The 24,400-nt window shown below is 55.2% G+C and carries 21 protein-coding genes; 15 read left to right on the forward strand and 6 right to left on the reverse strand.

From position 1 onward, the window contains the following. Window positions 1–12: 12 nt before the first annotated feature. The 3 genes from CPter91_RS01680 to CPter91_RS01690 form a co-directional block, all read right to left on the reverse strand. Window positions 13–684, reverse strand: coding sequence for an epoxyqueuosine reductase QueH (locus tag CPter91_RS01680; protein WP_061936149.1), 672 nt, complete (start codon window positions 682–684; stop codon window positions 13–15). 137 nt (window positions 685–821) lie between these two features. Further along, window positions 822–1,712 carry a LysR family transcriptional regulator gene (locus CPter91_RS01685; protein WP_061936152.1) on the reverse strand — a complete coding sequence of 297 codons (891 nt, stop codon included), beginning with the start codon at window positions 1,710–1,712 and terminating at the stop codon, window positions 822–824. Window positions 1,713–1,956: 244 nt separating this feature from the next. Further along, the gene (locus CPter91_RS01690) at window positions 1,957–2,970 is read right to left on the reverse strand and encodes a LacI family DNA-binding transcriptional regulator (RefSeq protein WP_061936155.1); all 1,014 of its coding nucleotides are present in this window, start codon (window positions 2,968–2,970) and stop codon (window positions 1,957–1,959) included. A gap of 455 nt (window positions 2,971–3,425) precedes the next feature. Between CPter91_RS01690 and CPter91_RS01695 the strand changes: the two genes are divergently transcribed. From CPter91_RS01695 to CPter91_RS01765, 15 genes are all read left to right on the forward strand, one after another. Further along, the gene (locus CPter91_RS01695; RefSeq protein ID WP_061936158.1) at window positions 3,426–4,565 is read left to right on the forward strand and encodes an ABC transporter ATP-binding protein; all 1,140 of its coding nucleotides are present in this window, start codon (window positions 3,426–3,428) and stop codon (window positions 4,563–4,565) included. A gap of 52 nt (window positions 4,566–4,617) precedes the next feature. Next, window positions 4,618–6,585 (forward strand): beta-galactosidase, encoded by a 1,968-nt coding sequence (locus CPter91_RS01700; protein ID WP_061936161.1) that lies wholly within the window; start codon window positions 4,618–4,620, stop codon window positions 6,583–6,585. A gap of 52 nt (window positions 6,586–6,637) precedes the next feature. Then, the gene (locus CPter91_RS01705; RefSeq protein ID WP_061936164.1) at window positions 6,638–7,876 is read left to right on the forward strand and encodes an ABC transporter substrate-binding protein; all 1,239 of its coding nucleotides are present in this window, start codon (window positions 6,638–6,640) and stop codon (window positions 7,874–7,876) included. A 133-nt stretch (window positions 7,877–8,009) separates the two neighbouring features. Beyond that, entirely contained in the window at window positions 8,010–8,942 is a 933-nt protein-coding gene (locus CPter91_RS01710) for a carbohydrate ABC transporter permease (protein WP_061945728.1), read from the forward strand. Between the two features lie 10 nt (window positions 8,943–8,952). Further along, window positions 8,953–9,804, forward strand: a complete 852-nt coding sequence (locus CPter91_RS01715; protein ID WP_061936167.1) for a carbohydrate ABC transporter permease — start codon at window positions 8,953–8,955, stop codon at window positions 9,802–9,804. Window positions 9,805–10,761: 957 nt separating this feature from the next. Beyond that, window positions 10,762–12,294, forward strand: a complete 1,533-nt coding sequence (locus CPter91_RS01720; protein ID WP_061945730.1) for a sugar ABC transporter ATP-binding protein — start codon at window positions 10,762–10,764, stop codon at window positions 12,292–12,294. Window positions 12,295–12,334: 40 nt separating this feature from the next. Next, window positions 12,335–13,318: an ABC transporter permease gene (locus CPter91_RS01725; RefSeq protein WP_061936170.1), complete on the forward strand. Its 984-nt coding sequence runs from the start codon at window positions 12,335–12,337 to the stop codon at window positions 13,316–13,318. A gap of 100 nt (window positions 13,319–13,418) precedes the next feature. Continuing rightward, entirely contained in the window at window positions 13,419–14,369 is a 951-nt protein-coding gene (locus tag CPter91_RS01730; protein ID WP_061945732.1) for an ABC transporter substrate-binding protein, read from the forward strand. A gap of 168 nt (window positions 14,370–14,537) precedes the next feature. Continuing rightward, window positions 14,538–15,548 carry a zinc-binding alcohol dehydrogenase family protein gene (locus CPter91_RS01735; protein ID WP_061945734.1) on the forward strand — a complete coding sequence of 337 codons (1,011 nt, stop codon included), beginning with the start codon at window positions 14,538–14,540 and terminating at the stop codon, window positions 15,546–15,548. Between the two features lie 12 nt (window positions 15,549–15,560). Beyond that, on the forward strand, window positions 15,561–16,679 hold the full coding sequence (locus CPter91_RS01740; protein WP_061936173.1) for a mannitol dehydrogenase family protein: 1,119 nt from the start codon (window positions 15,561–15,563) through the stop codon (window positions 16,677–16,679). 496 nt (window positions 16,680–17,175) lie between these two features. Continuing rightward, a complete protein-coding gene (locus tag CPter91_RS01745) occupies window positions 17,176–18,090 on the forward strand; it encodes a GntR family transcriptional regulator (RefSeq protein ID WP_061936176.1) in 915 nt (304 codons plus the stop codon). 94 nt (window positions 18,091–18,184) lie between these two features. After that, window positions 18,185–18,517 carry a UxaA family hydrolase gene (locus CPter91_RS25510; protein WP_082792540.1) on the forward strand — a complete coding sequence of 111 codons (333 nt, stop codon included), beginning with the start codon at window positions 18,185–18,187 and terminating at the stop codon, window positions 18,515–18,517. Window positions 18,518–18,522: 5 nt separating this feature from the next. Beyond that, on the forward strand, window positions 18,523–19,734 hold the full coding sequence (locus CPter91_RS01755; protein WP_061936183.1) for a UxaA family hydrolase: 1,212 nt from the start codon (window positions 18,523–18,525) through the stop codon (window positions 19,732–19,734). Window positions 19,735–19,785: 51 nt separating this feature from the next. Next, entirely contained in the window at window positions 19,786–20,802 is a 1,017-nt protein-coding gene (locus CPter91_RS01760) for an aldo/keto reductase (RefSeq protein ID WP_061936187.1), read from the forward strand. 68 nt (window positions 20,803–20,870) lie between these two features. After that, window positions 20,871–21,278, forward strand: coding sequence for an amidohydrolase family protein (locus CPter91_RS01765; protein WP_150119607.1), 408 nt, complete (start codon window positions 20,871–20,873; stop codon window positions 21,276–21,278). Here CPter91_RS01765 and CPter91_RS01770 read toward each other — a convergent pair. The 3 genes from CPter91_RS01770 to CPter91_RS01780 all read right to left on the reverse strand — a co-directional run bounded on the left by CPter91_RS01770 (window position 21,275) and on the right by CPter91_RS01780 (window position 24,377). Next, window positions 21,275–21,769 (reverse strand): Lrp/AsnC family transcriptional regulator, encoded by a 495-nt coding sequence (locus tag CPter91_RS01770; protein WP_014004303.1) that lies wholly within the window; start codon window positions 21,767–21,769, stop codon window positions 21,275–21,277. The genes CPter91_RS01765 and CPter91_RS01770 overlap by 4 nt on opposite strands. 137 nt (window positions 21,770–21,906) lie before the next feature. Beyond that, window positions 21,907–23,283, reverse strand: a complete 1,377-nt coding sequence (locus tag CPter91_RS01775) for an aspartate aminotransferase family protein (protein WP_061945736.1) — start codon at window positions 23,281–23,283, stop codon at window positions 21,907–21,909. Window positions 23,284–23,474: 191 nt separating this feature from the next. Continuing rightward, window positions 23,475–24,377: a GNAT family N-acetyltransferase gene (locus CPter91_RS01780; protein WP_061936193.1), complete on the reverse strand. Its 903-nt coding sequence runs from the start codon at window positions 24,375–24,377 to the stop codon at window positions 23,475–23,477. Window positions 24,378–24,400 lie beyond the last annotated feature (23 nt).

The raw sequence follows: 24,400 nt of genomic DNA on the forward strand, positions 1-24,400 counted from the left end.
TATGACCAAAACTCAGTCCTCGGCCGCAGCATCTTCATCGCCGTAAAACTTGACGCCCAGCTGGATGCGTTCGCGGCCGCTTTCCTGACGGTGCCGATTTGTGTCGCGCAAAGAGTAGACGCAACCGCAATACTCCTGTTGATAGAAGTTCTCGCGCTTGCTGATTTCGATCATGCGCGCCGACCCGCCGCCTTTGCGCCAGTTGTATTCCCAATAAAGCATGTCCGGATAGTGCGAAGCAGCACGCACGCCGCAATCATTGATCTGCTGCATGTCCTTCCAGCGCGAGATACCCAGCGAGCTGGTGATGACCCGGAAACCATGTTCATGAGCATACAGCGCCGTGCGCTCGAAACGCATGTCGAAGCACATGGTGCAGCGTATACCGCGCTCCGGTTCATTTTCCATGCCTTTGGCGCGTTCAAACCAATTGTCGCGATCATAATCGGCGTCGATGAAGGGAACGCCAAATTCTTCAGCAAAGCGGATGTTTTCCTGCTTGCGCAGTTCGTATTCCTTCAGCGGATGAATATTGGGATTGTAAAAGAAGATCGCGAAGTCGATGCCGGACGCCTGAATGGCTTCCATCACTTCGCCCGAACAGGGGGCGCAGCAGGAATGCAGCAGCACCTTGTTGTGTCCGTCGGGCAAGGCCAGCGACTTGCGTTCGGTTGTGGATGCCATGAGAACTCTCCATGAAATGCGCCCGCGCTCGCCGGACTGCGTAACCCGGCATTATCGCCCTCGGTCTGGCCTCATGAACATGGATATGTTTTCATGGTTTTATGAATAATATTCATAGGACTTGTCACCAGGACGGATCAAGCAACGACGGGCCTCTTCGCCTGCTCGATGAAAGCCCGCAGATAATCGATGCTCACATCAGCCTCGCGTGCGCCCAGGTAGATGTTCTTGGCAATGCCGTTCTTGCCGAGCCGAACCGGAACCACATCCATCGTGTCCGCGTATTCCTGCACCAGCCAGCGTGGCAGCGCTGCCACGCCGCGTCCGCTGGCCACCATCTGCAACATGATGTCGGTGGTCTCGATGGCTTTATGGCGCTTGGGCGTGATACAGGCCGGCGTGAGGAACATGCTGTAGATGTCAAGACGATCCACCGGCACTGGGTAAGTCACGAGTACCTCGTTGGTTAACTGTTTGGGCTTGACGTACTCTTCCTTGGCGAGCTTGTGGCTGCCAGCCACGACCAACACTTGCTCGTAGTCGAACACCGGCTCGAACACCAGGCCGGGCTTGTCTAGCGGATCGGGCGTGACCAGCAAGTCGATTTCATACCCGAACAAGGCGCCGATGCCGCCAAACTGAAATTTCTGTTTCACGTCCACGTCCACATCCGGCCACGCCGCCAGGTAAGGCGACACCACCTTCAGCAACCACTGATAACAAGGGTGGCACTCCATGCCAATGCGCAGCGCGCCACGCTCGCCCTGAGCGAACTGGCGTAGACGTTCTTCCGCCAATGCCAACTGCGGCAGCACCCGGTTGGCCACGGCCAGCAGGTATTGCCCGGCCTGGGTCAAGCGCAGGTTGCGGCCTTCGCGCAGCCAGATGTCGGTGCCCAATTGCTGTTCCAGCTTCTTCATGCTGTGGCTTAAAGCCGACTGGGTCACGTGCAGGACGCCTGCAGCCGCGGTCAGCGAACCTTGTTTTTCCACCTCTTGTACGATGGATAAATGAATACGATCAATCATAATAAATGAGTAAAATTCATGTTTCTCTAAGATAAACCAATTTTACTTCATCATTTGTTTTACAGTAAAAAGAGCACCCAATGCAGTAAAGACTGAGTGATTGGTGTTCGTTTGCTTGCTGAGTTGACCCGGTCAGTTTGACCCGCCAATCCCATACTCAATTTTGTTAGCAGGATTGTGTTTTAAACGTGGATCAATTTCGTGTGCAAATTATGCGGCAAAGTGGGTGAAATTTGGACGCAAATCAACAGGTGGCCGGACCGGTTGAAGCGCGTTCTATCAATTGCGGCGTTGCCGTGATACGCATTGCGGCCGATTGGCCCGGCTTGCCGATCAGGTCCAGCAGCAGAGCGACGGCCATTTCGGCGGCGCTGACCGTGGGTACGGCCACCGTCGTCAGGGCCGGACGCGAAAGGCGCGCCCATTGAATGTCGGTGATGCCGATGATCGAAATATCGTCGGGTACCTTCAATCCCAGGTCGGCCGCAGCGTTCAAAGCGCCAAGCGCCGGCAGATCATTGCTGGCAAAAATGGCGGTCAGCTGCGGATGCGCTTCGAGCAAGGCTTTCGCGCTTTCATAGCCGGCCTCTACCGAGTCTTCGATGTAGCGCGTCCGGTTCTGAGGATGTTTTTGTCCGACCGCGCCGCAGGCGGACAGATATCCTTTGTAGCGTTCGGCGTGTATGCCGTTGATCTTGCTGCCAACCAGCGCGCCAATATGCTGGTGGCCCAAGCCGATGAGATGGCGTCCCGCGATCGCGCCTGCTTCAAAAAAATCCACGGCGATGCAGGGCAGTTCAGGCGGTGCATCCGGTTTTTCCCACATGCAGAGCACCACTGGAGCGCCGCGCTGCTCGGTTTTCTTCAGGTCGTCGATGGACAGGTTGGCGTTCATTACCAGCACGCCTTCGGACAACGTGCCTGCGATCTGGTCGAGATAGGCGCGCCCCGTTTCCGGGTCGTCATTGGTGTTGCAGACAATCAGAAATCGTCCGCTGGCGCGCGCTGCGCGTTCAGCGGCCAGTGCAAATTCGGGATAAAAAGGATTGGCAATGCTGGATACCATCAGGGCCAATGTTGGCGCACATCCTTCTGCTAGTGCGCGAGCGGTGAGATGCGGACGATATCCCAACTGTTCGACTGCCGCGAGAACGCGCAAGCGGGTCTGCTCGCCGACCTTGCCGCGTTTGCGCAAGACATTGGAGACTGTCGCGGACGTCACGCCGGCCAGGGAGGCGACTTCAGAAAGAGTAGGCATGGGGGTGGAGGAAAATTTGAGCTCTCGTATTCAACCGTCTATCACCGACATTGTCAACGAGGCATATCGCACGGATCGAATCCCCCCAGCCGATGGCAGCGCTCGGGATCAAAAATGTTGTTGCAAACTCAGCGTTGAACTGTGTCGCAATTTCGATTGCACAGAAAAAAGAAGGTTGGTATTATCGAGCGAAATGATCGATACCAACGGCGTCATTTTCAGAATAACAACGTGGAGACAATATCAATGAAGTTCAAAAAAAGCAGCAGCATTTTTTTTTGGAACACCAGGTTAAGCGCTTAACCTATTAATCCTTTCCCATTCAAACCAGGCGGCATGCAAGCCATCAGCTGGTTCAAGCAGATTGAACGGCTGGGATCGCGGCGCTAACCGACACTGCTTGTTTGGGCAATTTCACAGTCTAGTTTTGTCAACTTCCGCAAGGAAAGGGACTTATGGCCAGCATTTCTTTGCGTTCGCTGCAAAAATCCTATGGCAGCGCCGCTCCCATCATTCGCAATGTCGACCTCGAAATCGGCGAGCATGAATTCTGTGTATTTCTAGGACCGTCCGGCTGTGGCAAATCTACGTTGTTGCGTATCATTGCAGGCCTCGAAGATCCAAGCGACGGCGAGCTGCTGATCGACGGCAAGCCAATGAACGATGTACCTTCGGCGCAGCGCTCAGTGGCCATGGTATTTCAGAGCTATGCGCTGTTTCCGCACATGACGGTGTTCGAAAACATGAGTTTCGGTTTGACCCTCGCCAAATTGCCGAAGGCGGAAATCGAACAAAAGGTGAGGGAGGCCGCGCGCATCTTGCAGCTTGAAGAACTGCTAAAGCGTAAACCCAAGGAATTATCAGGAGGCCAGCGCCAACGGGTGGCGATCGGCCGCGCCATCGTCCGTCGGCCGGGCGTGTTCCTGTTCGACGAGCCGCTGTCCAACCTCGATGCTACCTTGCGCAGCCAGACTCGCATCGAGATCGCGCGCTTGCATCGGCAATTCGAGCGTGCCAGCGTGATTTATGTGACGCATGACCAGGTCGAAGCGATGACCCTGGCCGACCGTATCGTGCTGCTGCACGCCGGCGCCGATACCGCAGCTTTCGGCAGCGTTGCACAAGTGGGTACGCCGATGGAGCTGTATCACCATCCGAAGAATCGTTTTGTCGCCGGCTTTATCGGCTCGCCGCGGATGAACTTCCTGCCAGCGGTGGTGACCCGTATCGATCCTGGCGAGGTGACTGTGCGGCTGTCCGATACAGACGAAACAGTGCAGGTGCATGCGTTCGATCCGTCGTTGCAGCAAGGACAAGCGGTGACGCTAGGCATCCGCCCCGAGCATCTCGACAGCAGCGATACGACATCTGCCGGTTTGACGCGGGAAGTAGTCCTGGTCGAGCGCCTGGGGGAGCAGACCTACGTCCATCTGGAGCAGCCGGGCGGCCAGCCGCTGGTCGCCAAGGCGCCAGGAAACACTTCGATACAGCGCGGCGAGCGCTTGCGCTTCGGCATTTCCGCCGCTTGCACCTATTTGTTCGACGCCAGCGGTGTCGCCATTGCCAAGCCTGCGACTGTGGCAATGGCTGCCTGACAGGCGTTACCACCTCAATTACAACAACGACCACAACCATGGAGCGAGATTCATGTCGATACGATTAGGGGTCTGTTACTACCCTGAACACTGGCCCGAAGCAATCTGGCGCAGCGATGCGCAACGCATGGCGGCGCTGGGCATCAAGCAAGTACGCATTGGTGAATTCGCGTGGAGCCGGATTGAACCCTCACCCGGACAATATCAATGGGACTGGCTGGACCGTGCGATCCAGGTGCTGGCCGATGCCGGCCTGGAAGTCGTCATGTGCACGCCGACGGCGACGCCGCCGAAGTGGCTGATTGACCAGCATGCGGATATCCTGCCGGTGGCTGCCAACGGCAGGGCGCGGGGCTTCGGTTCGCGCCGCCATTACGATTTTTCCTCGCCATCGTATTTCAAGGAATCGCAACGCATCGTCACTCTCCTGGCGCAACGTTATGGCAGGCATCCGGCAATCACCGCCTGGCAAGTGGATAACGAATATGGCTGCCATCATACGGTGGTGAGCTATTCGGCGGCGGCACAGCAGGGGTTTCGCCGCTGGCTGCAGCAGCGCTATCACACCATAGACGCGCTCAACCAGGCTTGGGGTACCGTATTTTGGAGCGCCGAGTACCGCAGTTTCGACGAAATCGACGCGCCGGTCGGCACCGTGACGGAAGCGCATCCTTCGCATCGCCTGGATTACCGCCGCTTTGCGTCCGATGAAGTGGCGCGCTATAACCGCATGCAAGTCGATATCCTGAGAGCGCATGCGCCAGGACGGGTGATGGTGCACAATTTTATGCAAATGTTTACCGAATTCGACCACTATCCGGTGGCGGCGGATCTCGATGTCGCCAGCTGGGACAGTTATCCGCTCGGCGCTCTGGAAGAACTGTGGTTCGCGCCGGAAATCAAAGCCCGCTGGCTGCGCACTGGCCATCCTGACTTCGCTTCCTTTAATCACGATTTGTACCGGGGCATGTCGGCGCAACCGTTCTGGGTGATGGAGCAGCAGCCGGGGCCGGTGAACTGGGCGCAATGGAATCCGAATCCTCTGCCGGGCATGGTGCGCCTGTGGAGTTGGGAAGCCTTTGCGCACGGCGCCGGCTGCGTCTCCTATTTCCGCTGGCGGCAAGTGCCGTTCGCCCAGGAACAAATGCATGCAGGCCTGAATACGCCCGATAATCGTCTCGACATCGGCGGCCATGAAGCGCAGCGCGTGGCCGAGGAAATACAGCAGGTCGAGCAGGCGGCAGGAGCGCTGCAGCAACCGCGCGGCAAGGTCGCGCTGTTGTTCGATTACGCCGCCAAGTGGTTGTTCGAGATCCATCCGCAGGGGGCGGATTTCCATTATCCGCAGGTCGCCTTTGAATATTATTCTGCCTTGCGTTCGCTTGGCCTGGACGTGGATATTGTTCCGCTCAGCGCAGAGCTTGATGGCTATGCCATGATCGTGGTGCCGCCATTGCCTGTGCTGCCGGCCGACCTGGCCGCGCGGCTGAAGGCGAGCGGTGCGCAGGTATTGCTCGGGCCGCGTAGCGGCTCCAAGACCGCTTCTTTGCAAATACCGGCGAATCTGCCGCCAGGCCTTTTGCAGGAAATATTGCCGATACGCGTATGGCGCGTCGAATCGATGCGACCCAACGTGACGGAACCGGTTGAGAGCGGCGGACGGCAAGGCAAGGCATATCACTGGCGCGATCTGATCGAGGCCGGCGACGGTGTGAAGGTGGTCGCCGCCTTCGGCGACGGTCATCCTGCGATTCTGCAACATGAGCGCTTGCACTATCTGGCCAGCGTGTTCGATGCCGATTTCACCTGTGACTATTTCGAACGGGCCGCGCTTGCTGCCGGCCTGGCGCCGGAGCGCTTGCCGGAAACCTTGCGCATCAGCCATCGAGGCGGGTTGACGTTCGCCTTCAACTACGGGAGTCAGTCGTGTGTTGTGCCGCACGGCGAGCATGCGGAATTCATTGTCGGCGCCAGTCCGCTTGCGGCACAGGGAGTCGCCATCTATCGCAGTCGGCATTAAAAATTTGGCAAGCAGATTGTTTTTTATGAACCATAATAATTAGGAGACAAGTATGAAAAAGCTGTTTTGCACGAGTTTACTGGCAGCCTTGCTGGTTTCAGCATTGGGTTCGGCTGCGGCCGGCACCCTGGCCGTGAATATCGCCTACAAAGGCGCCAGCCAACGCGCGGTATGGCAATCGACTTTGGACGAATTCAAGAAGGCCAATCCGGATGTCGATATCAAGGCGGCGTTCGTGGAGGAGGAGGCGTACAAGGTGCAACTGCCGGGCTGGCTGTCGACCCAGGCGCCGGACGTCATCAATTGGCATAACGGCGAGCGCATGGCGTTTTACGCCAGCCGCGGCTTGCTGGAAGACCTGAGCGAAGATTGGAAGAAAAACAAATGGGATGAGGTCTATGCCTCGACCAAGGATGCTTCGTCTTACAAGGGCAAGCAATACGCGCTGCCGACTGTATATTATTCCTGGGGCTTGTTTTATCGCAAAGACGTGTTCAAGACAGCCGGCATTGCCGCAGAACCGAAAACCTGGGAAGAGTTGCTCGACGCCTGCAACAAATTGAAGGCGGCCGGCGTTACCCCATTCGCGGTCGGCGGGCGCGATTCCTGGACTTTGGCAGGCTGGTTTGATTATCTGGATCTGCGTCTGAATGGCAATGTTTTCCATCAGCAGTTGATGGCCGGTGAAATTCCTTATACCGATGCGCGCGTTAAAAAGGTGTACACCGCCTGGAAAACCCTGATCGACAACAAATATTTCATCGATAATTCGCTATCTTACGATCTCGACGGCGCCCAGCCGTTCCTGTTCCAGGGCAAGGCGGCCATGATGTTGATGGGGACTTTCATTGCCAAGGGATTTCCGCCAAAACTGGCTGCCAACATGGGATATTTCCAATTCCCTATCATCGACGCGAAGATTCCTACCGCCGAGGATGGCCCGGCAGAATCGATCCATATTCCAAGCAAGGCGCGCAACAAGGTTGACGCCCATCGTTTCCTCGCCTTTGTCGGCACGCCGGCCATCAGCGCCAAGCTTGCCGAGGGGCTGGGGTCGTTGCCGGCCAATAGCAAATCGCCAGAACCGACCGAATCGATTTCACGCATCGGCTTCCAGATTCTATCGAACACCAAGGGCGGTATCGCACAATTCTATGATCGCGACATGACCAAGGAAATGGCGGACGAAGGTATGAAGGGCATGCAGAAATTCATCAGTGACCCAGGCAAGATCGATGAAGTGCTCAACGAACTCGAACAAAGCCGCAAGCGTATCTACAAGAAAAGCTGAGCACCTGTACCAGATCCGTCCCAATAACGGATGCTCCTCAGTACCCGCGAAGGGGCAAGTGCCGCATTGCCTTGCGCTTGCCCCCTAGTGCAACATTTTTGTGCTGTAACCTGTTCAACGGGAGTTGATTGCCATGCCCGCCCAAACGCCTGTCATTACGCCAGCAAGGCCGCAACCCTCCGATCTTGCGGCGGCTAGCAAGCCGCGCCGGCGCAGCACTGCCTCCAGAAGGAACCGCGCCGCAATCTGGTTCCTGGCGCCGGCCTGTCTGATGACGGCCGTGTATGTGCTGTATCCGATCTTTTACACAATTTATCTCAGCTTCTTTAATTGGGACGGCATGATGAAACCCGAGTTCATCGGGCTTGCGAATTATGTCGAGATGCTGCATGCGCCGACATTTCATGTCGCGCTGAAAAACAATCTGACCTGGCTACTGCTGTTTTTGCTGGCGCCTCCGGCAGGCCTGATCGCGGCGCTCTACCTGAATCAGAAGGTGCGCGGCATACGCTTGATCAAGACATTGTTTTTTGCGCCCTTTGTTTTATCGGGCGTGGTGGTCGGGCTGATCTTCAGCTGGTTTTACGATCCGACGTTTGGCTTGCTCACGCTCTTGCTTGGGCATGGCGTACCCGTATTGGGCGACCCGCGCTATGTCACGTTCGGCATCATCTTCGCCGCGCTGTGGCCGCAGACGGCGTATTGCATGATCCTGTTTCTTACCGGACTGACCTCGATCAACGCCGACCAGGTAGAGGCGGCGCGCATGGAGGGAGCCAAAGGCTGGAGCATGCTGCGCTACGTCATTCTTCCGCAACTCAGGTCAACAACCTTCATGGCGTTTGTGGTGACTATCATTGGCGCACTGCGCAGTTTCGATCTTATTTCCGTCATGAGCAGCGGCGGTCCATTCGAAAGCTCGACCGTGCTGGCTTATTACACCTATGACCAAGCGATCAAATACTATCGCCAAGGCTATTCGGCAGCGATTGCTGTTACCTTGTTTGCCATCATGCTGATCTACATCGTTTATCAATTGCGCCGCCTGTTGCGCGACGAACGCTAAGGGAGTTGCCATGTTTCCCATGCCCATAGAAAAATGGAAGGCGTCCAATCGCATCCTGTACAAACTGTCGTTGCCGGTCGCCTTGCTGATATGGCTGCTGCCGATATTGGCAGTGCTGGTGACTTCGGTACGTTCTACCGACGAACTGATGGAAGGCAATTATTGGGGCTGGCCTAAAGATTTCGCCATGCTGGATAATTATCGTGAAGCGCTCACCGCGTCGCCGATGTTGCATTACTTCTGGAACAGCTGCCTGATCACCATACCGTCGGTGATCGGCGCTATTGCATTGGCCTCCATGGCCGGTTATGCGCTGTCGACCTACAAATTCCGAGGTAATACCTTGTTGTTCGCTACTTTCGTGGCATGCAATTTTGTGCCGCAGCAGATTCTCATGATTCCCGTGCGCGAGATCTCCGTGTCGCTGGGCTTGTTTAATACGGTGAGCGGCTTGATTCTTTTTCATGTCGCCATGCAAACCGGTTTTTGCACGCTGTTCCTGCGTAACTTTATCAAGCAATTGCCTTACGAAATGATCGAAGCGGCACGCATCGAGGGGGCCGGCGAGTGGACGGTTTTCTATCGTATCGTGCTGCCGTTGATCAGACCAGCACTGGCGGCCCTGGCCGTCCTGGTCTTCACGTTTGTCTGGAACGATTATTTCTGGGCGTTGTGCCTGACTCAGGGCGACGATGTCGCGCCGATTACGGTTGGCGTGGCGGCGCTCAAGGGGCAATGGACCACAGCATGGAATCTGGTCTCGGCCGGATCGATTCTGGCTGCGATACCTTCCGTACTCCTGTTCTTTCTAATGCAAAAGCAGTTTGTCGTTGGCCTTACATTCGGGGCCAGTAAGGGCTGATTCGCTACCAATGCCGCTTGCAACTGGTCTTGCACGAATACCCGGTTGACGCCAGCTTGCCCAGCCCGATGCATACTGGCATGGCCTGCATGTCAATATATTGTTTATTACTCCCCGATGCCTTGGTGTCGCTATGCCATGCGCGGCTGTGGCGGCGACATCCGGTCAGGGAAATCTCAGGCTTGGGCCAACATTGCCTGATCCACACGGCAATACGTCCGGATGCATGGGGCCGCTGATTGACAAGGCCAATGCGCCCCCGCTTCGATAGGTTGCGAACTAGACTGAATGCTTGGTTTTCCCCGATATAGAATTCGCCCTTTTGGGGAAATTTGTCGTGAGCAGGTATTTTGCTTTTTGAAATGCCGCCAATGGACCAGCTGCGCGGGCATTACGGGGAATAATCAGACGCTGGCATGCGCCGGATTTTTACACATAAACACGCTCAGTTTTCGCGACCAATGGCAACGGGGGAATCTGGTTCTCGGCCCAGTTGTTGTCGATCGAATTGGGGAGGGGGCGGGTGCAGCACAGTCCGTTTCCTCAAGACGTTGCCTTTATGGGGGTGCGGCGGCGCACAATGACTATTTATTGACTTTGGTTTTTTGGTTCTATATATTTATAAAACCAGATGCAGGGTAAGTATTTGGCTTAATTTTTTATGGCAAATCAGTAAGCCGAAGAATTGAGCAATGTCATACATCTGCTTTAATGAATTGGAGAGCGCCTTCCGAAAGCTGGGGGAGGGACACCATTTTTTTTATTTATATCGGTACTTTAAACATAAAAAACATCTACTGCTGGCTCTAACATTTGTATTCGATTCGAATGAATACATCCCTAAGGTGCACAAATTTAGCTGATGTTGTTTATGCCAATTTGGTTGGATACGGAAAGTTATTTAACTTGCTCGAGTTTTATGAGAAAAATGATATGCAGCTAGCAAGCAGCACCGAAATGGTCGAGTTCTCACCGCCTGCAGATACTCTGGAAAGTATTCTTTCCCTGAGCAATGTGACTAAACGCTTTCCCGGTGTACTAGCCTTGGATCGCGTCAGTTTCGATCTCAAAAAAGGGGAGGTTCACGCCATCTGCGGAGAAAATGGTGCAGGTAAATCGACGCTGATGAAAATAATCAGCGGCGTATATCGGGCGGATCAAGGGGCTATCATTTACAAGGGTAGCGAGTGCCGTTTTGAATCCAGCACAGAAGCCCAGATCGCCGGTATTGCGATCATTCATCAGGAACTGAACCTGGTTCCACATTTGTCTGTTGCCGAAAACATTTTCCTGGCGCGTGAGCCGAAGAAGGGGCTGTTCGTCGACCGGAAGAAGATGAATGCAAACGCGCAGATATGCCTTGACCGCTTGAAGGTAAACATCAAGCCAGCCGATCTCGTCAAATCTCTTTCGATCGCCCAGCAACAGATGGTGGAGATCGCCAAGGCGTTATCCTTGAATGCCGAGGTGCTGATCATGGATGAACCCACCTCATCCCTGACTGAAACAGAAACCGGGCAACTATTCAACATCATCAATGATTTAAAGCGCAACGGCGTAGGCATTGTTTATATTTCGCATCGTTTAGACGAACTGCGGCACATCGTCGATCGCGTGACTGTCATGCGAGATGGAAAATTCGTCAGCACAGACAATTTCAGCGAAATCACGATCGATAAAATTGTTTCGAAGATGGTTGGCCGGGCACTTGAAGATGCCTTTCCGGAGCGGAAGTCCACTCCTACAGAAAAGACGCTGCTAACCGTACGTAATCTGTCAAGGCAAGATGATTTCGGCCCGATCGATTTCGCGCTGCGCCAAGGGGAGATTCTTGGCTTTGCGGGATTGATTGGGGCGGGCAGAACGGAGGTCGCACGCGCCATTTTTGGTGCGGATCCTGTTTCTTCTGGCCAGATTTATCTGGGTGAAACCGAACTGAAAATCACATGTCCCGTTGACGCCATCAAGCACGGCATCGCCTATCTTTCGGAAGATCGGAAAAGTCATGGTCTTGCGATCAACATGTCTTTGGCAAGCAACATCACTTTAACCAATATGCCTGCTGTCACGGACCGTTTCGGTTTCATCAAGTTTGGACAAGAAGAAACGGCCGCACAGACATACATAGACGCCCTCGGAATCAAGACGCCATCCACGCAGAAGATCGTGAAAAACCTTTCGGGCGGCAATCAGCAAAAGATCGTAATCGCCAAGTGGCTGTTTCGCGGGTCACGAATACTTTTTTTTGACGAACCAACGCGCGGTATTGATGTCGGCGCGAAATTTGCGATTTATCAATTGCTCGATGAGCTTGCTGCAAAAGGCATCGGCGTCGTCATGATTAGTTCAGAGCTTCCGGAAATTCTGGGAATGACTGATCGCGTTGCTGTTTTTCATGAAGGAAAAATTGCTGTAATCCTTAACACGCGAGAAACATCTCAGGAAGAAATCATGCACCATGCCTCCGGCAGAAATACTGGAAACAGTTAATAGCACTGAAAACAAAAAATAGAATAATTCGGAGACAACAATGAATGACAAGCAAAAAGACTTGATACAAAAATTCGCTGCGCTCGGCAGCCTGGTGGTTCTGGGACTGGTATTTTCACTGACGAGCGATGCATTTTTTACGTTGAACAATGGCATGAGTGTGGCATTACAGGTTACCTCTATCGCCATTTTGGGAATAGGCGCGACCTGCGTGATCATTACCGGAGGTATTGATTTGAGCGTCGGCTCTGTGCTCGCATTGGCTGGGGTCATTGCAGCGATGGTTGTCAAGGCGGGAATGCCAGTGCCGGTCGGGATGCTCTGTGGCCTTGCGGTAGGTGCTGTATGTGGGGGGCTCAACGGTTTGTGCATTACGCAGTTGAAACTGCCGCCATTTATTGCGACCCTCGGCATGATGCTGGTGGCACGAGGCGTAGCGCTGCAGGTCACCGGCGCCCGCCCGGTATCCGGGCTCCCGGAAGAATTTGGCACGCTGGGTAACGGCACGCTGTTTCGTATTGTGAAGGAAACCACTGGTCCGTTTCCCGACGTAGTATTTCCTGGTATCCCCTATCCGGTCATCCTGATGGTAGTGATAGCGATTGTCATTTCCATCATGTTGAGCCGCACCCAATTCGGGCGGCATATCTATGCGGTTGGCTCAAATGCTGAGGCGGCTCGATTGTCAGGTGTAAAGGTCGCACGCGTCACGCTTTGGACTTACGTCATTTCAGGAACCCTGGCGGGCCTTACCGGCTGCGTACTCATGTCGCGTCTTGTGACGGCACAACCGAATGAAGGTGTCATGTATGAACTCGATGCGATCGCGAGTGCGGTGATTGGCGGTACATCATTGATCGGTGGCATCGGCACGATTTCGGGTACAGCCATCGGCTCCTTCGTGATCGGCATTCTGCGTAACGGTCTCAATATGAACGGTGTATCCAGTTTCGTTCAGCAAATCATTATCGGCTTGGTCATCCTGCTGACGGTATGGATTGATCAGATGCGTAACCGCCGTTGAAAACATCGACGCAAGGCGAGGCGCTTCGCATCGCCGTGTGACGTTGTAATTAAGAGCAGTACCCATTCAATATAAAACGAGGAGATGGAATATGGAGATCGTGAAGAAATTTTCTTTGGGCATGTTGGCTGCCACCGTGGCGTTTTCTATGAGTACGAGCACAGCTTTCGCGGCAGGCGGTGAAATTGCAGTGATTGTGAAAACCTCGAGTTCAAACTTCTGGCAGAACGTTCAAAAGGGTAGCTTGGCATCAATTAAGGAGGCGAAAGGCTATACGCTGTCCTTTCAAGGGCCTGCATCTGAGTCTGCCGTGGCAGATCAGGTCAATATGGTTGAGAACGCGGTCAACCGGAAAGTGGCGGGGATAGTGTTAGCGCCATCTGACGAAAATGCATTGATTCCGGCAATCAAGAAGGCGTGGGAAGCCAAGATTCCGGTAGTTCTGATCGACTCAAAAATATCCGACTCGGGCAAACAGTATTACCAGTCGTTCCTTGCAACGGACAACGAGGCTGCCGGTGCGCTTTGCGCAAAGGAACTGATCTCCAAAGTGGGCAATACCGGAAAGATCGCGATCATGTCGTATGTCGCAGGGGCAGGATCCGAAATTGGACGCGTCGGGGGCTTTACTAAATACATTCAAGCCAATTCAAAATTGAAGATCGTAGGTCCTTTCTACTCGCAATCGCAGATGGCGAACGCGTTGAACCAGACCACTGACGTACTTGCTGCGAATCCGGATCTGGTGGGCATTTTTGGCGCCAATGAGCCGACAGCGATCGGGATGGCGCGCGCTATTACTCAAGCCGGAAAAGCTGGCAAGGTGACGGCGGTTGGCTTTGATGGCAATCAAGATGAACAAGGTTTCGTTAAGGATGGCACGCTGTATGCGATTGCTGTGCAGGGGTCATATCAAATGGGCTCTCTTGGCGTAAAAACGCTGATCGGCGTCATCGAAGGAAAATCGACACCGAAATTCGTGAACACCGGTGTTGTCATTGTCAATAAAAAGAATATTGATCAGCCTGAAGCTCAAAACGTTTTGTATTAAGCGTGGACGTTCCGCATTCCGTTTCCGCAGTATGGTCCTGGTTTTCCATGATCGGGAAGAACTGTAAAACGGACCGCGGTCATGCCCCTCCTTCACCCTAAAAGTGGAAGAGGGGAGTGTGTTGCGCTCGCCAAATTTGTTGATTGAAAAAAACAGGATAAAGAAATGATGAAAAGCCTTATCTGTGAAAGACCAGGAGTCCTTCGTATGGAGCAGAGGCCGATGCCCGTACGAAATCCTGGCGACGTATTGATCCGTGTCAAGCGTGTCGGAATCTGCGGAACCGACATGCATATCTATCGTGGCACTCAACCTTATCTTGACTACCCTAGAGTCATGGGACATGAACTGGCGGGCGAGGTGGTTGAAGCGCCTGCCGCATCGGGCTTATCGACAGGCGATACAGTGTATGTCATGCCATATATGGCATGCGGCGCATGTGTGGCGTGTAGGAAAGGAAAAACCAACTGCTGCACAAATATTCAAGTGCTGGGTGTGCACCGTGACGGCGGTCTGGCCGAATATACGTCTATCCCGTCGCAATTTGTATTTAAGGCAGAAGGCATCTCGCTTGACGACGCGGCAATGATCGAATTTCTCGCCATCGGTGCACATGCAGTTCGTCGTGCGGCGATACAACCTGGACAGAATGCTCTAGTGGTAGGGGCGGGACCGATCGGTATCGCCGTGGCATTGTTTGCCCGATTGCGAGGAGCGAAGGTTTGCATGCTCGATACGCGCGCAGACCGCCTCCAATTCTGTCGTGAAATATTGCAAATTCCGTCCACTATTGAAGTCGGCGAAAACGACAAGCTGCAATTGGCAGAGTTTACCCAACAAGATTTTTTTGACGTGGTGTTTGATGCTACCGGCAATGCAAAAGCGATGGAGCGCGGATTTGAATTTGTCGCACATGGTGGAACTTATGTTTTTGTTTCGATCGTGGGCGGCAACATCTCTTTTTCTGACCCCGAGTTTCATAAGCGCGAAATCGCTCTGCTTGGCAGCCGCAATGCGACCACGGAAGACTTCGAGGAAGTCTTGGCAGCAATGCGTGCAGGGTTGGTGCCGACTCGTTCGCTTAATACGCACCGCACCACGCTGGACGAGCTTCCTGCGATTTTTTCGCTGTGGATGGAGCCCTCCGCCGGAGTGATCAAAGCAATCGTCGACTGCTGAACTGACTAGTTAATGAATCCAATACTACAATTTGGTACAAGCCGTTTCCTACAAGCCCATGCTGACTTGTTTGTCGGCGAGGCGCTAGACAGTGGTGATGCGCTCGGCTGTATTACTATCGTCCAGACCAGCGACAGCGTGGAGAGCGCACGACGAGTTGCCGCGTTCAACCGGTCGGAAGGATTTCCAGTGCGAATACGCGGATGGCAGGATGGCGCGGCGATCGATGTCGAGCAGCGTGTCACGTCAGTGACCGAGGCGCTGCAAGCGAATCGCGACTGGCGCCTAATTCTTAAGCGGGTTGCCGGCGAAGTGCAGGTCATTTTGTCAAATACTGCAGATCAAGGCTATAAGTTGTCCGACACGGACAATGTCGCCTTGCTCGAGACCGATGAGGTTCCGGTCAGCTTCCCGGCGAAGCTGGTCGTATTGCTGTACGCCCGTTTTAAACACAATGCAGCACCGATTACCCTGTTTCCATGCGAGTTGGTAACCCGCAACGGCGATTTCCTGCGAGGACTGGTCACCACGCTTGCGCGGCAATGGAATCTAAGTGCCGGATTTCTGACCTATCTTGAACATGAATGTATCTGGGTCAATTCCCTTGTGGACCGTATCGTATCGGAATCGATCGAGCCGGTCGGTGCAGTAGCGGAACCCTATGCTCTTTGGGTTATCGAGAATCAGCAGAAAATGACGTTGCCCTGCCGGCATCCGAAGATGATCGTCACCGACAATCTGGAACGTTATGAGCGGCTTAAGTTGTTTTTGCTGAACCTGGGGCACAGTTATCTTGCGGAGCAATGGCTGCTTTGCGCCCGTCCCGCCAATGAAACTGTCCTGCAGGCAATGTCCGATGCGTACCTGTCAACGCAACTGGAAGCCGTGTGGGAGGAGGAGGTGTTACCGGTATTCGTTGCGCTCGGCGAAGAATCCGTTGCGCGCAGCTATCTGACCCAGGTAAGGGAACGTTTTCTCAATCCCTTCCTCGCCCACCGTTTGTCCGATATTGCGCAGAACCATGTGGAAAAAAAGAAACGGCGCTTCGAGCCCGTGCTGACGCTGGCCAACGGACTTGGCCTGTCGATCCAGCAGGCGCGGCTGCGTACTGCCTTGGCCGGAGATAAATAATGAACGGTGAATTTTGGTCCATCGGCGAGTGCATGCTGGAAATACAGGACGGCGGCAGCGATACGCTCCGGATAACAGCTGCCGATGATACATATAGCACCGCTGTTTATTTCAAACGCATGCTGCCGTCCGTCGTCGTACGCTACGTGAGTGCACTGGGTCAAGATGCAGTCAGCCAGCGCATGCGTCAGCATATCTGCGCTCATGATGTGGATGACTCTCTCATCGCTGCTCTGCCGGGTCGGTTATCTGGCTGCACGCTGGTCAGGGTTGGCGGCTGTCGCGTCAGCCGAACGAGGCTGCCGTCTGGCCGTCCGTGTTGTCAGTCATAGGGGAGCGATTATTCAGCGTGTCGCGATGGAAGATCTTGATTGTAGTTCTGAGGCGTAACGAAATTTGGTTCTTTACTGGTAAAATACTATGCTACTTACTTTTAATTCTGATGTAGCACCGACGAAGCATAAGCGCGGCGCTGCGACTACACAGTCAAAATCGGATGTCAAAACCGCCCACAATATTCAAACGGACGACCAACCTGTTATTGGGGTTCATTGCCAAGAACATGGTTGTAGGGGACCTGCTGCCCTCAGAGCAGTATATGACAACCGTATGCCAGGCGAGCCGAACTGTGGTCCGCAGTGCAATTGCCTACCTGCACACCCGCCGATTGATCAACGGACTGACGGAACGCCAGTTGATCAGGCAGCCGATAGCCGAGGATTATTTCGATGTGTCGGAACTGGAGTCAGGCTTGGAACGCATCCAGCAAGTCATGATGGAACGAGTGTTCCAGAAGGACATGCAACCTGGAGCGGAGTTCTCGGAAGTGGAGCTGGCGCGCGAAGCTGGGACAAGTACAGTCAGCGTCAGGGAGTTCCTGATCGGCTTTTCCCGCTTTGGATTGATCGAGAAGAAACCCCGGGGCGGCTGGCGCCTGTGCGCATTCGATCCCTCGTTTGCCAGAGAGTTGGCGGATATGCGGCAGATGTTCGAAATTGCTGCGATCGAGCATCTCTGCAGCCTGCCGCCGTCCGATCCTGCGTACAAGGAACTCGAGCGCCTGATCGCCAAACATCAACGGCTGGTACCGAAAATCAAGACTCGTTATGGGGAGTTTCCAGCACTCGACCGCGAGTTTCACACATTCCTGATTGGCTTGCTGAACAATCGGTTCGCTCAAGGGTTTTACGATATTGTCTCCTTCGTCTTTCACTATCACTATCAGTGGGACAAAAGCGAGGAAATGGAGCGCAACAGTTATGCCTTGCAAGAACATCTGGCGATTCTTCACGCCGTCGCCGAACGCAATCCGGGAAAGGCCTTGAACTGCATGCGCAGCCATTTGGATTCCTCCCGCAGCTCACTGCTGAAATCAATCCGCGCTCGCGGACAGAATCCGGCGCAAGCCTAGTCCACCTTATCTTCCTGGCCGGCCGCTTCGCGCGGCGGCTGCCCCGTGCCCGGAATCTTCCTTTTTATTTTTTTCCTCTGACGGAGAGTGCCACATGGTGACCTCATCCAAGCCTACGCGTGAATCGAGCGTATTGCTGATGTCTGCGCAGGACAATTGTCTTATTGCACGGTCAGCACTTCATGCCGGTGATGTAGTACCGATCGATGGCGAGCAAGTCTTGCTGACACAGGATATCGGACTTGGCCATAAGCTCGCCCGCCGGGCACTGATGATTGGTGACAAGGTGTTGCGATATGGGGCGCCTATTGGCAGCGTGACCCATCCAATTGCGATTGGCGAGCATATTCATACGCACAATCTGGAGAGCGACTACATTCCGACCTACACCCTGAGTGGTGAGGGCCATCATTTTTTTGAAAGATAACAGCGATGAATACGACACCGATTTCCGGCTATTTGCGCGCGGACGGACGCAAAGGCATACGCAATATTGTGGTCGTCGCTTATATGGTGGAGTGCGCGCATCATGTGGCTCGCCATGTGGTGAATATGTTTCCCAACCAGCCGGTACATCTGATCGGATTTGCAGGTTGCTTTCCCAACGACTATGCCGATCAAGTCATGCGCCGTCTGGTGACACATCCGAATGTCGGTGCTGTCTTGATCGTGTCGTTGGGATGTGAGGGCTTTAACAAGCATGGATTGGCCGACGTGGCAGCGGCCAGCGATCGTCCGGTGCACACTATCACGATTCAGGAAAACAAAGGCACCCGCGCCAGCGTTAGCAGCGGTGTCGAATGGGTCCAATGGGCACTTGAGCATCTGGCACGACAGCCAAGAGTGCCGATGGGACTGGATGAACTGGTCGTCGCCACCATCTGCGGTGGATCTGACAGTACCAGCGGCATCACCGCGAATCCGGCGGTAGGCTATGCGTTCGATATGCTGATCGATGCCGGCAGTGCCTGCATTTTTGAAGAAACCGGTGAACTGGTCGGCTGTGAATACCACATGAAGAACCGAGCGGTGACGCCCGAACTCGGCGACATGATTGTCCAGACCGTCGCGAAGGCGGCAAATTATTACAGCATCATGGGGCACGGCAGCTTTTCCCCCGGCAATGCGGACGGTGGACTGACGACACAAGAAGAAAAATCCCTTGGAGCCTATGCAAAGAGCGGCGCATCGTCAATCTGTGGCATTTTGAAGCCGGGCGACCAAACACCTGGAGGCGGCTTGTATTTGCTTGACGTGGTGCCTGACGGCGAGCCGCGTTTCGGCTTCCCCAATATTTCCGACAACGCTGAGATCGTTGAGCTGATTTCATGCGGCGCTCATATCACATTGTTTACGACAGGACGCGGTTCGGTGGTGGGGTCAGCCATATCACCGGTGATCAAGGTTTGCGCCAATCCGCAAACCTATGCGCAGCTGTCGGACGACATGGACATCAATGCAGGTCGGATTCTGACCGGCGAAGCGACGATTGAGGAAGTTGGCGCTGAGATTGTGGATTTGGTGCGCGATGTCGCAATCGGTCAGTTAAGTCGGTCCGAAGGGCTTGGACATCAAGAATTCGTGCTTACCTACAAGCGATTTGAACCATCTGGACCGGGCTGCTTTCCGCTGCGTTCGATTTGATCGTCACGTCTGAATGTTGATGCCCTTTACCTGTTTAGCAAGGAAATTGATATGCATGCCAAAGATACCTTTCTATTGCCCCGTAGTCGACTGCGGCTCACTGCGCTTGGAATGGGGTGCGCCATCATCGGCGGCCTCTATCGGCCAACCAGCGAATCCGAAGCCCGCGCCGGCTTGGATGGGGCTTGGGAGCTTGGATTGCGTTACTTCGATACAGCGCCCTATTACGGATTCACCTTGTCCGAGCATCGGCTAGGCGCTGCCTTGCGCGAACGGCCGCGCGATGAATATGTGGTCAGCACCAAAGTCGGGCGTCTCATGAAGCCGGATGCCACAGTACTCCCAGGCGAGAATGATTGGGCTGCTCCGTTACCGTTTCGTCCGATGTATGACTACAGTTACGACGGTGTTTTGCGTTCACATGAGGACAGTTTGCAACGCCTTGGGCTGGCGCACATTGACATTCTGTTTGTGCATGATATCGGTCGTATGACACATGGCGACAAGCATGTGCATTATTGGAAACAACTGACCACCGGCGGCGGATTCAAAGCACTTGATGAGTTGCGCCGCGGTGGCCAGGTATCAGCAATAGGACTAGGCGTGAACGAATCGGAAGTGGTCTGTGACAGCATGCAGGAAATTGATCTCGATTGCACGCTGCTGGCCGGCCGCTATACTTTGCTTGAACAGGCAAGCTTGTCGCCCTTGCTTGACAGATGTGAGCGCAGCGGAAATGCCATCGTCATTGGCGGCCCATTCAACTCGGGAGTTCTTGTCGGCAACCGGAAATTCAACTATATGGATGCCCCGGCGGAGATTGTCCAAAGAGTGGAGCAACTGGAGGCGGTGTGCCGCGATTTCTCAGTGCCGCTACCCGCTGCGGCTTTGCAATTTCCGATGGCGCATCCGGCGGTGGTGTCATGCATTCCCGGGGGCAGGGATGTCACGCAGCTCCGCCAAAACGTCGCGTGGTTTGACATGCCGATACCCGCAGAGTTGTGGTCCACTTTGAAATCGCGTGGACTAATAGACGAGCGCGCGCCAGTTCCAACAAGAGCACAGTGATGCGGATCGATGCCCACCAGCACTTCTGGTTGCTTGTAAATCGCGGAGAGGCGTGACCGCCAGCGGAATTGACTGAAATTCACTGCGATTTTTTACCAACACAATTAATGCCGTTGCTAAAGCAACATAATATCGATGCAGCTGTGCTGGTGCAGTCCTTGCCGAAGCATGAGGACACATCTTTCATGCTGGACTTGGCCACTCGCCCTTCGTTCATACAGGCAGTTGTTGGCTGGGTCGACTTGAAAGCTGCTGACGCGGTCGATAAGATAAGTGCGCTTGCTGCGAATCCCAAACTCAAAGGACTGAGGCCGATGCTGCAGGACATTCCCGACGACGATTGGATTGCCGATACTGCGCTGACCCCTGCCATTGATGCGATGCGGCTGCACCAATTGAGCTTGGATGCGCTGATGCTGCCGCGTCATCTGTCATCACTGACGACTCGCTATCCCATGGCCCTGGAAAAAGCTTAGGTCTGAATGAACTTCTCAAGTGGGTAGTGATGCTTGATAAACGGCGATTTGATGACAATGTAGCTGAAATACTTTTCGATGCGCAGGTTCTGCTCCAGCAGCGATTCGATTACGCTCTGGTAATGCACGACGCTGCGGGTCATGAACTTGAGCAAGTAGTCGTAGCCGCCGCTGACCAGGTGGCATTCGATGATCTCGTCGACGTTGCGCAGGTAGGCCTCGAACTTGGCGAAGTCTTCGCGCCGGTGATCCGATAGGGTTACCTCGGTAAAGACGATCTGTACATCGGCTAGCTTTTCCAGCCTGATATAGGCGCCATATCCGCTGATGTAGCCGGCCTTTTCCAGGCGCTTTACACGGATCAGGCAGGGGCTGGGCGACAGGCCTACGGCATCGGCCAGAACTACATTGGTAATGCGGCTATTTTGCTGCAGGTGACACAAGATTCTCAGGTCGATCCGGTCCAGCTTTAACGCGCCGTTAGTCATCATGTTGTCTCGAGTTATTCAACTCATCTGGTCTGCCAGCTTCGTTCCGAAGCCGACAGACCAGATGTTGTAGAGCATTTTATACTCTCCGGCCATTTTTGCCACGTCCTGCCGGTCCGCTTTACATGAGCTAGCAGCCCCTACCTGAGGGCCTGGCGTACTTCGGGCTGCTCCAGCACTTCATCGAGCAGGGCCTTCAGGCGCGCGAACATGAGTTCGAAGTCGGCCTGGGTAAAGCACAGGGCCGGCGCGAAACCCAGGATGTTGTCGCCAAAGGCGCGGAACACCAGGCCGTGTTTGTAGGCGGCCTGGAAGATCCTGTCGTGCAGTTTCAGCTCGGGGGCGAAACGCGCCTTGCTACCCTTGTCGGCCACCAATTCAAGCGCGCCCAGGAGGCCGCGGCTGCGCGCATCGCCCACCAGCGGATGGGAAAGCAGGGCGCGCAGCCCAGCGGCGAAATGCGGTTCCATCGCTCGGCCGTTTTCCAGCAAGCCACCTTCTTCGTACAGGCGCAGCACCTCTAGCGCGACGGCGGCGCTGACCGGGTGGGCCGAATACGTCTGGCCATGGCCGACCACGGTGGCCAGCGGCGCTCCATCGGCGATGCCCTGGTAGACGCGATCCGACATCATCACGGCGCCCATGGGTGCATAGCCGGCAGTCAGACCTTTGGCCATGGTCATCAGATCCGGCTGCACATCTTCATCCAGGCAGGCGAACATGGGGCCGGTGCGGCCGAAACCGGTGATGACTTCATCGACCACGAACAGGATGTCGAGCTCGTTGCAGGCATGCTGCATGGCCTTCAACCAGCCCCTGGGCGGCACGATCACGCCGCCCGAGCCTTGGACCGGTTCGCAGAAGAAAGCCGCCACCTGGTCCGAGCCCAGCTCGGCCACTTTGTTGCGCAGCGCGTGCACCGAGGCGGCGATGATGGCGGCATCGTCTGGCAGTTCGCTGCGATAGGGATAGGGCGAGGGAATGTAATGCTGGGTCGGCAGCGGCAGGTCGAAGTTGAAATGGAAGTTGGGCAGCGCCGTCAGGCCGGCGCCTACCGACGAGGAACCGTGGTAGCCGCGTTGAAGGGAGATGAAATGTTTCTTGGCCGGTTTGCCGATGGAATTGTGGTAGTGCGTGATGTAGCGAATGGCGGCATCGACCGCGTCCGACCCGCCCAGCGTGAAATAGACGTGCTGGAGCGACGCGGGGCTAATGTCCACCAGCTTCTTGGCCAGCAGGATGGCCGGTTCGGAGGCGAAGTGGAAATAGCCGGTGGCATAAGGCAGGCGCTGCATCTGCTCGGTCGCGGCACGGACCACGCTTTCCTGGCCGTAGCCGGTGTTGACACACCACAGGCCCGAGAAGGCGTCCAGCAATTCCTTGTCCTGATGGTCGGTCAAATAGGCGCCGCGACCGGACTTGAGGATGATGGGGCCGAGCTCTTCGTGCTCGCGGAAGCTGGCGACGGGATGGATCACGTGGCTGCGGTCAAGGGCAGCCAGGGTCGATGTTTGCATAGAGGAGGACTCGCTGACGATGGCGTTGAACAAGGTCGCCCGCGCGGGCGGGACAACCGGCATGGACTCAATGCTATCCCTCGTTGATCGCGGCATTTGCGCAAGATGGGGGTCCCAAAAAGCATCTTGATGCGATTTGCGGGCGGCCGTAGCATTTTCTGCGGCGCCCGCAGCGGGATCCGTAAGCACCCTCAGCCCAGCGCCTGGTTAACGATGGAAAACAGCTGCATGCCTGGATCCTTTTGTGGCGGCGGTCCCTTGCGCATGAGGGTGACGCGGTCCACGCAGGTCATTCCCAGCTTGTCGAACCAGTGCGGCAAGCCGGAGGAGGCGAAGACATCGATGCGGATGAAGGAATCCGAATAGGTATTGATCCAGTGTGCGATCAATCCCTTGGCGCGCTCGGCGTCGGGCGCGACCACCGGACCGATCACGCGGCCATGGCCGAAGCGCCTCACCAGCGCAAAACCCAGCATCTCGCCATCGCGATCCAGCGCTACCGCATCGGACATCTCCAGCAGCGCCGCCAGCAACTTGCTGCGATCCATGCCTGTGGCTTGCGCATCCAGCGCCAGGAGGGTCGGCACATCGCTCTTGCCCATCGGCCGCACGCGCTCACCGGGCGGCAGCGCCACCAGCTCCGGTTTCGCCGAGGCCCCCTGGAACTGATACAAAACATCCTCCTGCACAAAGCCCAATTGTTTGTACAAGGGCATGCCGGCCGCGGTGGCGTTGACCATCAGGCTGCGACCATTGACTTGGCGGGCGACATGTTGCATGAGCCGTCGTCCCAGGCCGCGCCGCTGCAATTCGGCCTGCACCAGCAGCATGCCGATGACCGCGTGAGCCTTGCCGAAGCAGGTGCAAACGACCGACCCGACCACCCGCAGCGCTGCATCCGGCTCCGGGTTTTCCAGCAAATAGCCCTGGCCCATCTGCAGCAGGAAGTTCCAATCTTCCGGCCGGTGCGGCCACTTGAACAGCAGCGAGAGCCGGTGGCAGGCGCCCAGGTCATCCTGTTCCATGGGCCTGAGAGTCAGCGCCGGCGTCGGCGTTGGTGCAGATGATGAGGAGGAGGGCGACGGCGCTGGCATGATGGTTCCTGTTCAATTCGTTC

The sequence above is a fragment of the Collimonas pratensis genome (genome assembly GCF_001584185.1).
Taxonomy (GTDB): Bacteria; Pseudomonadota; Gammaproteobacteria; order Burkholderiales; family Burkholderiaceae_D; genus Collimonas; species Collimonas pratensis.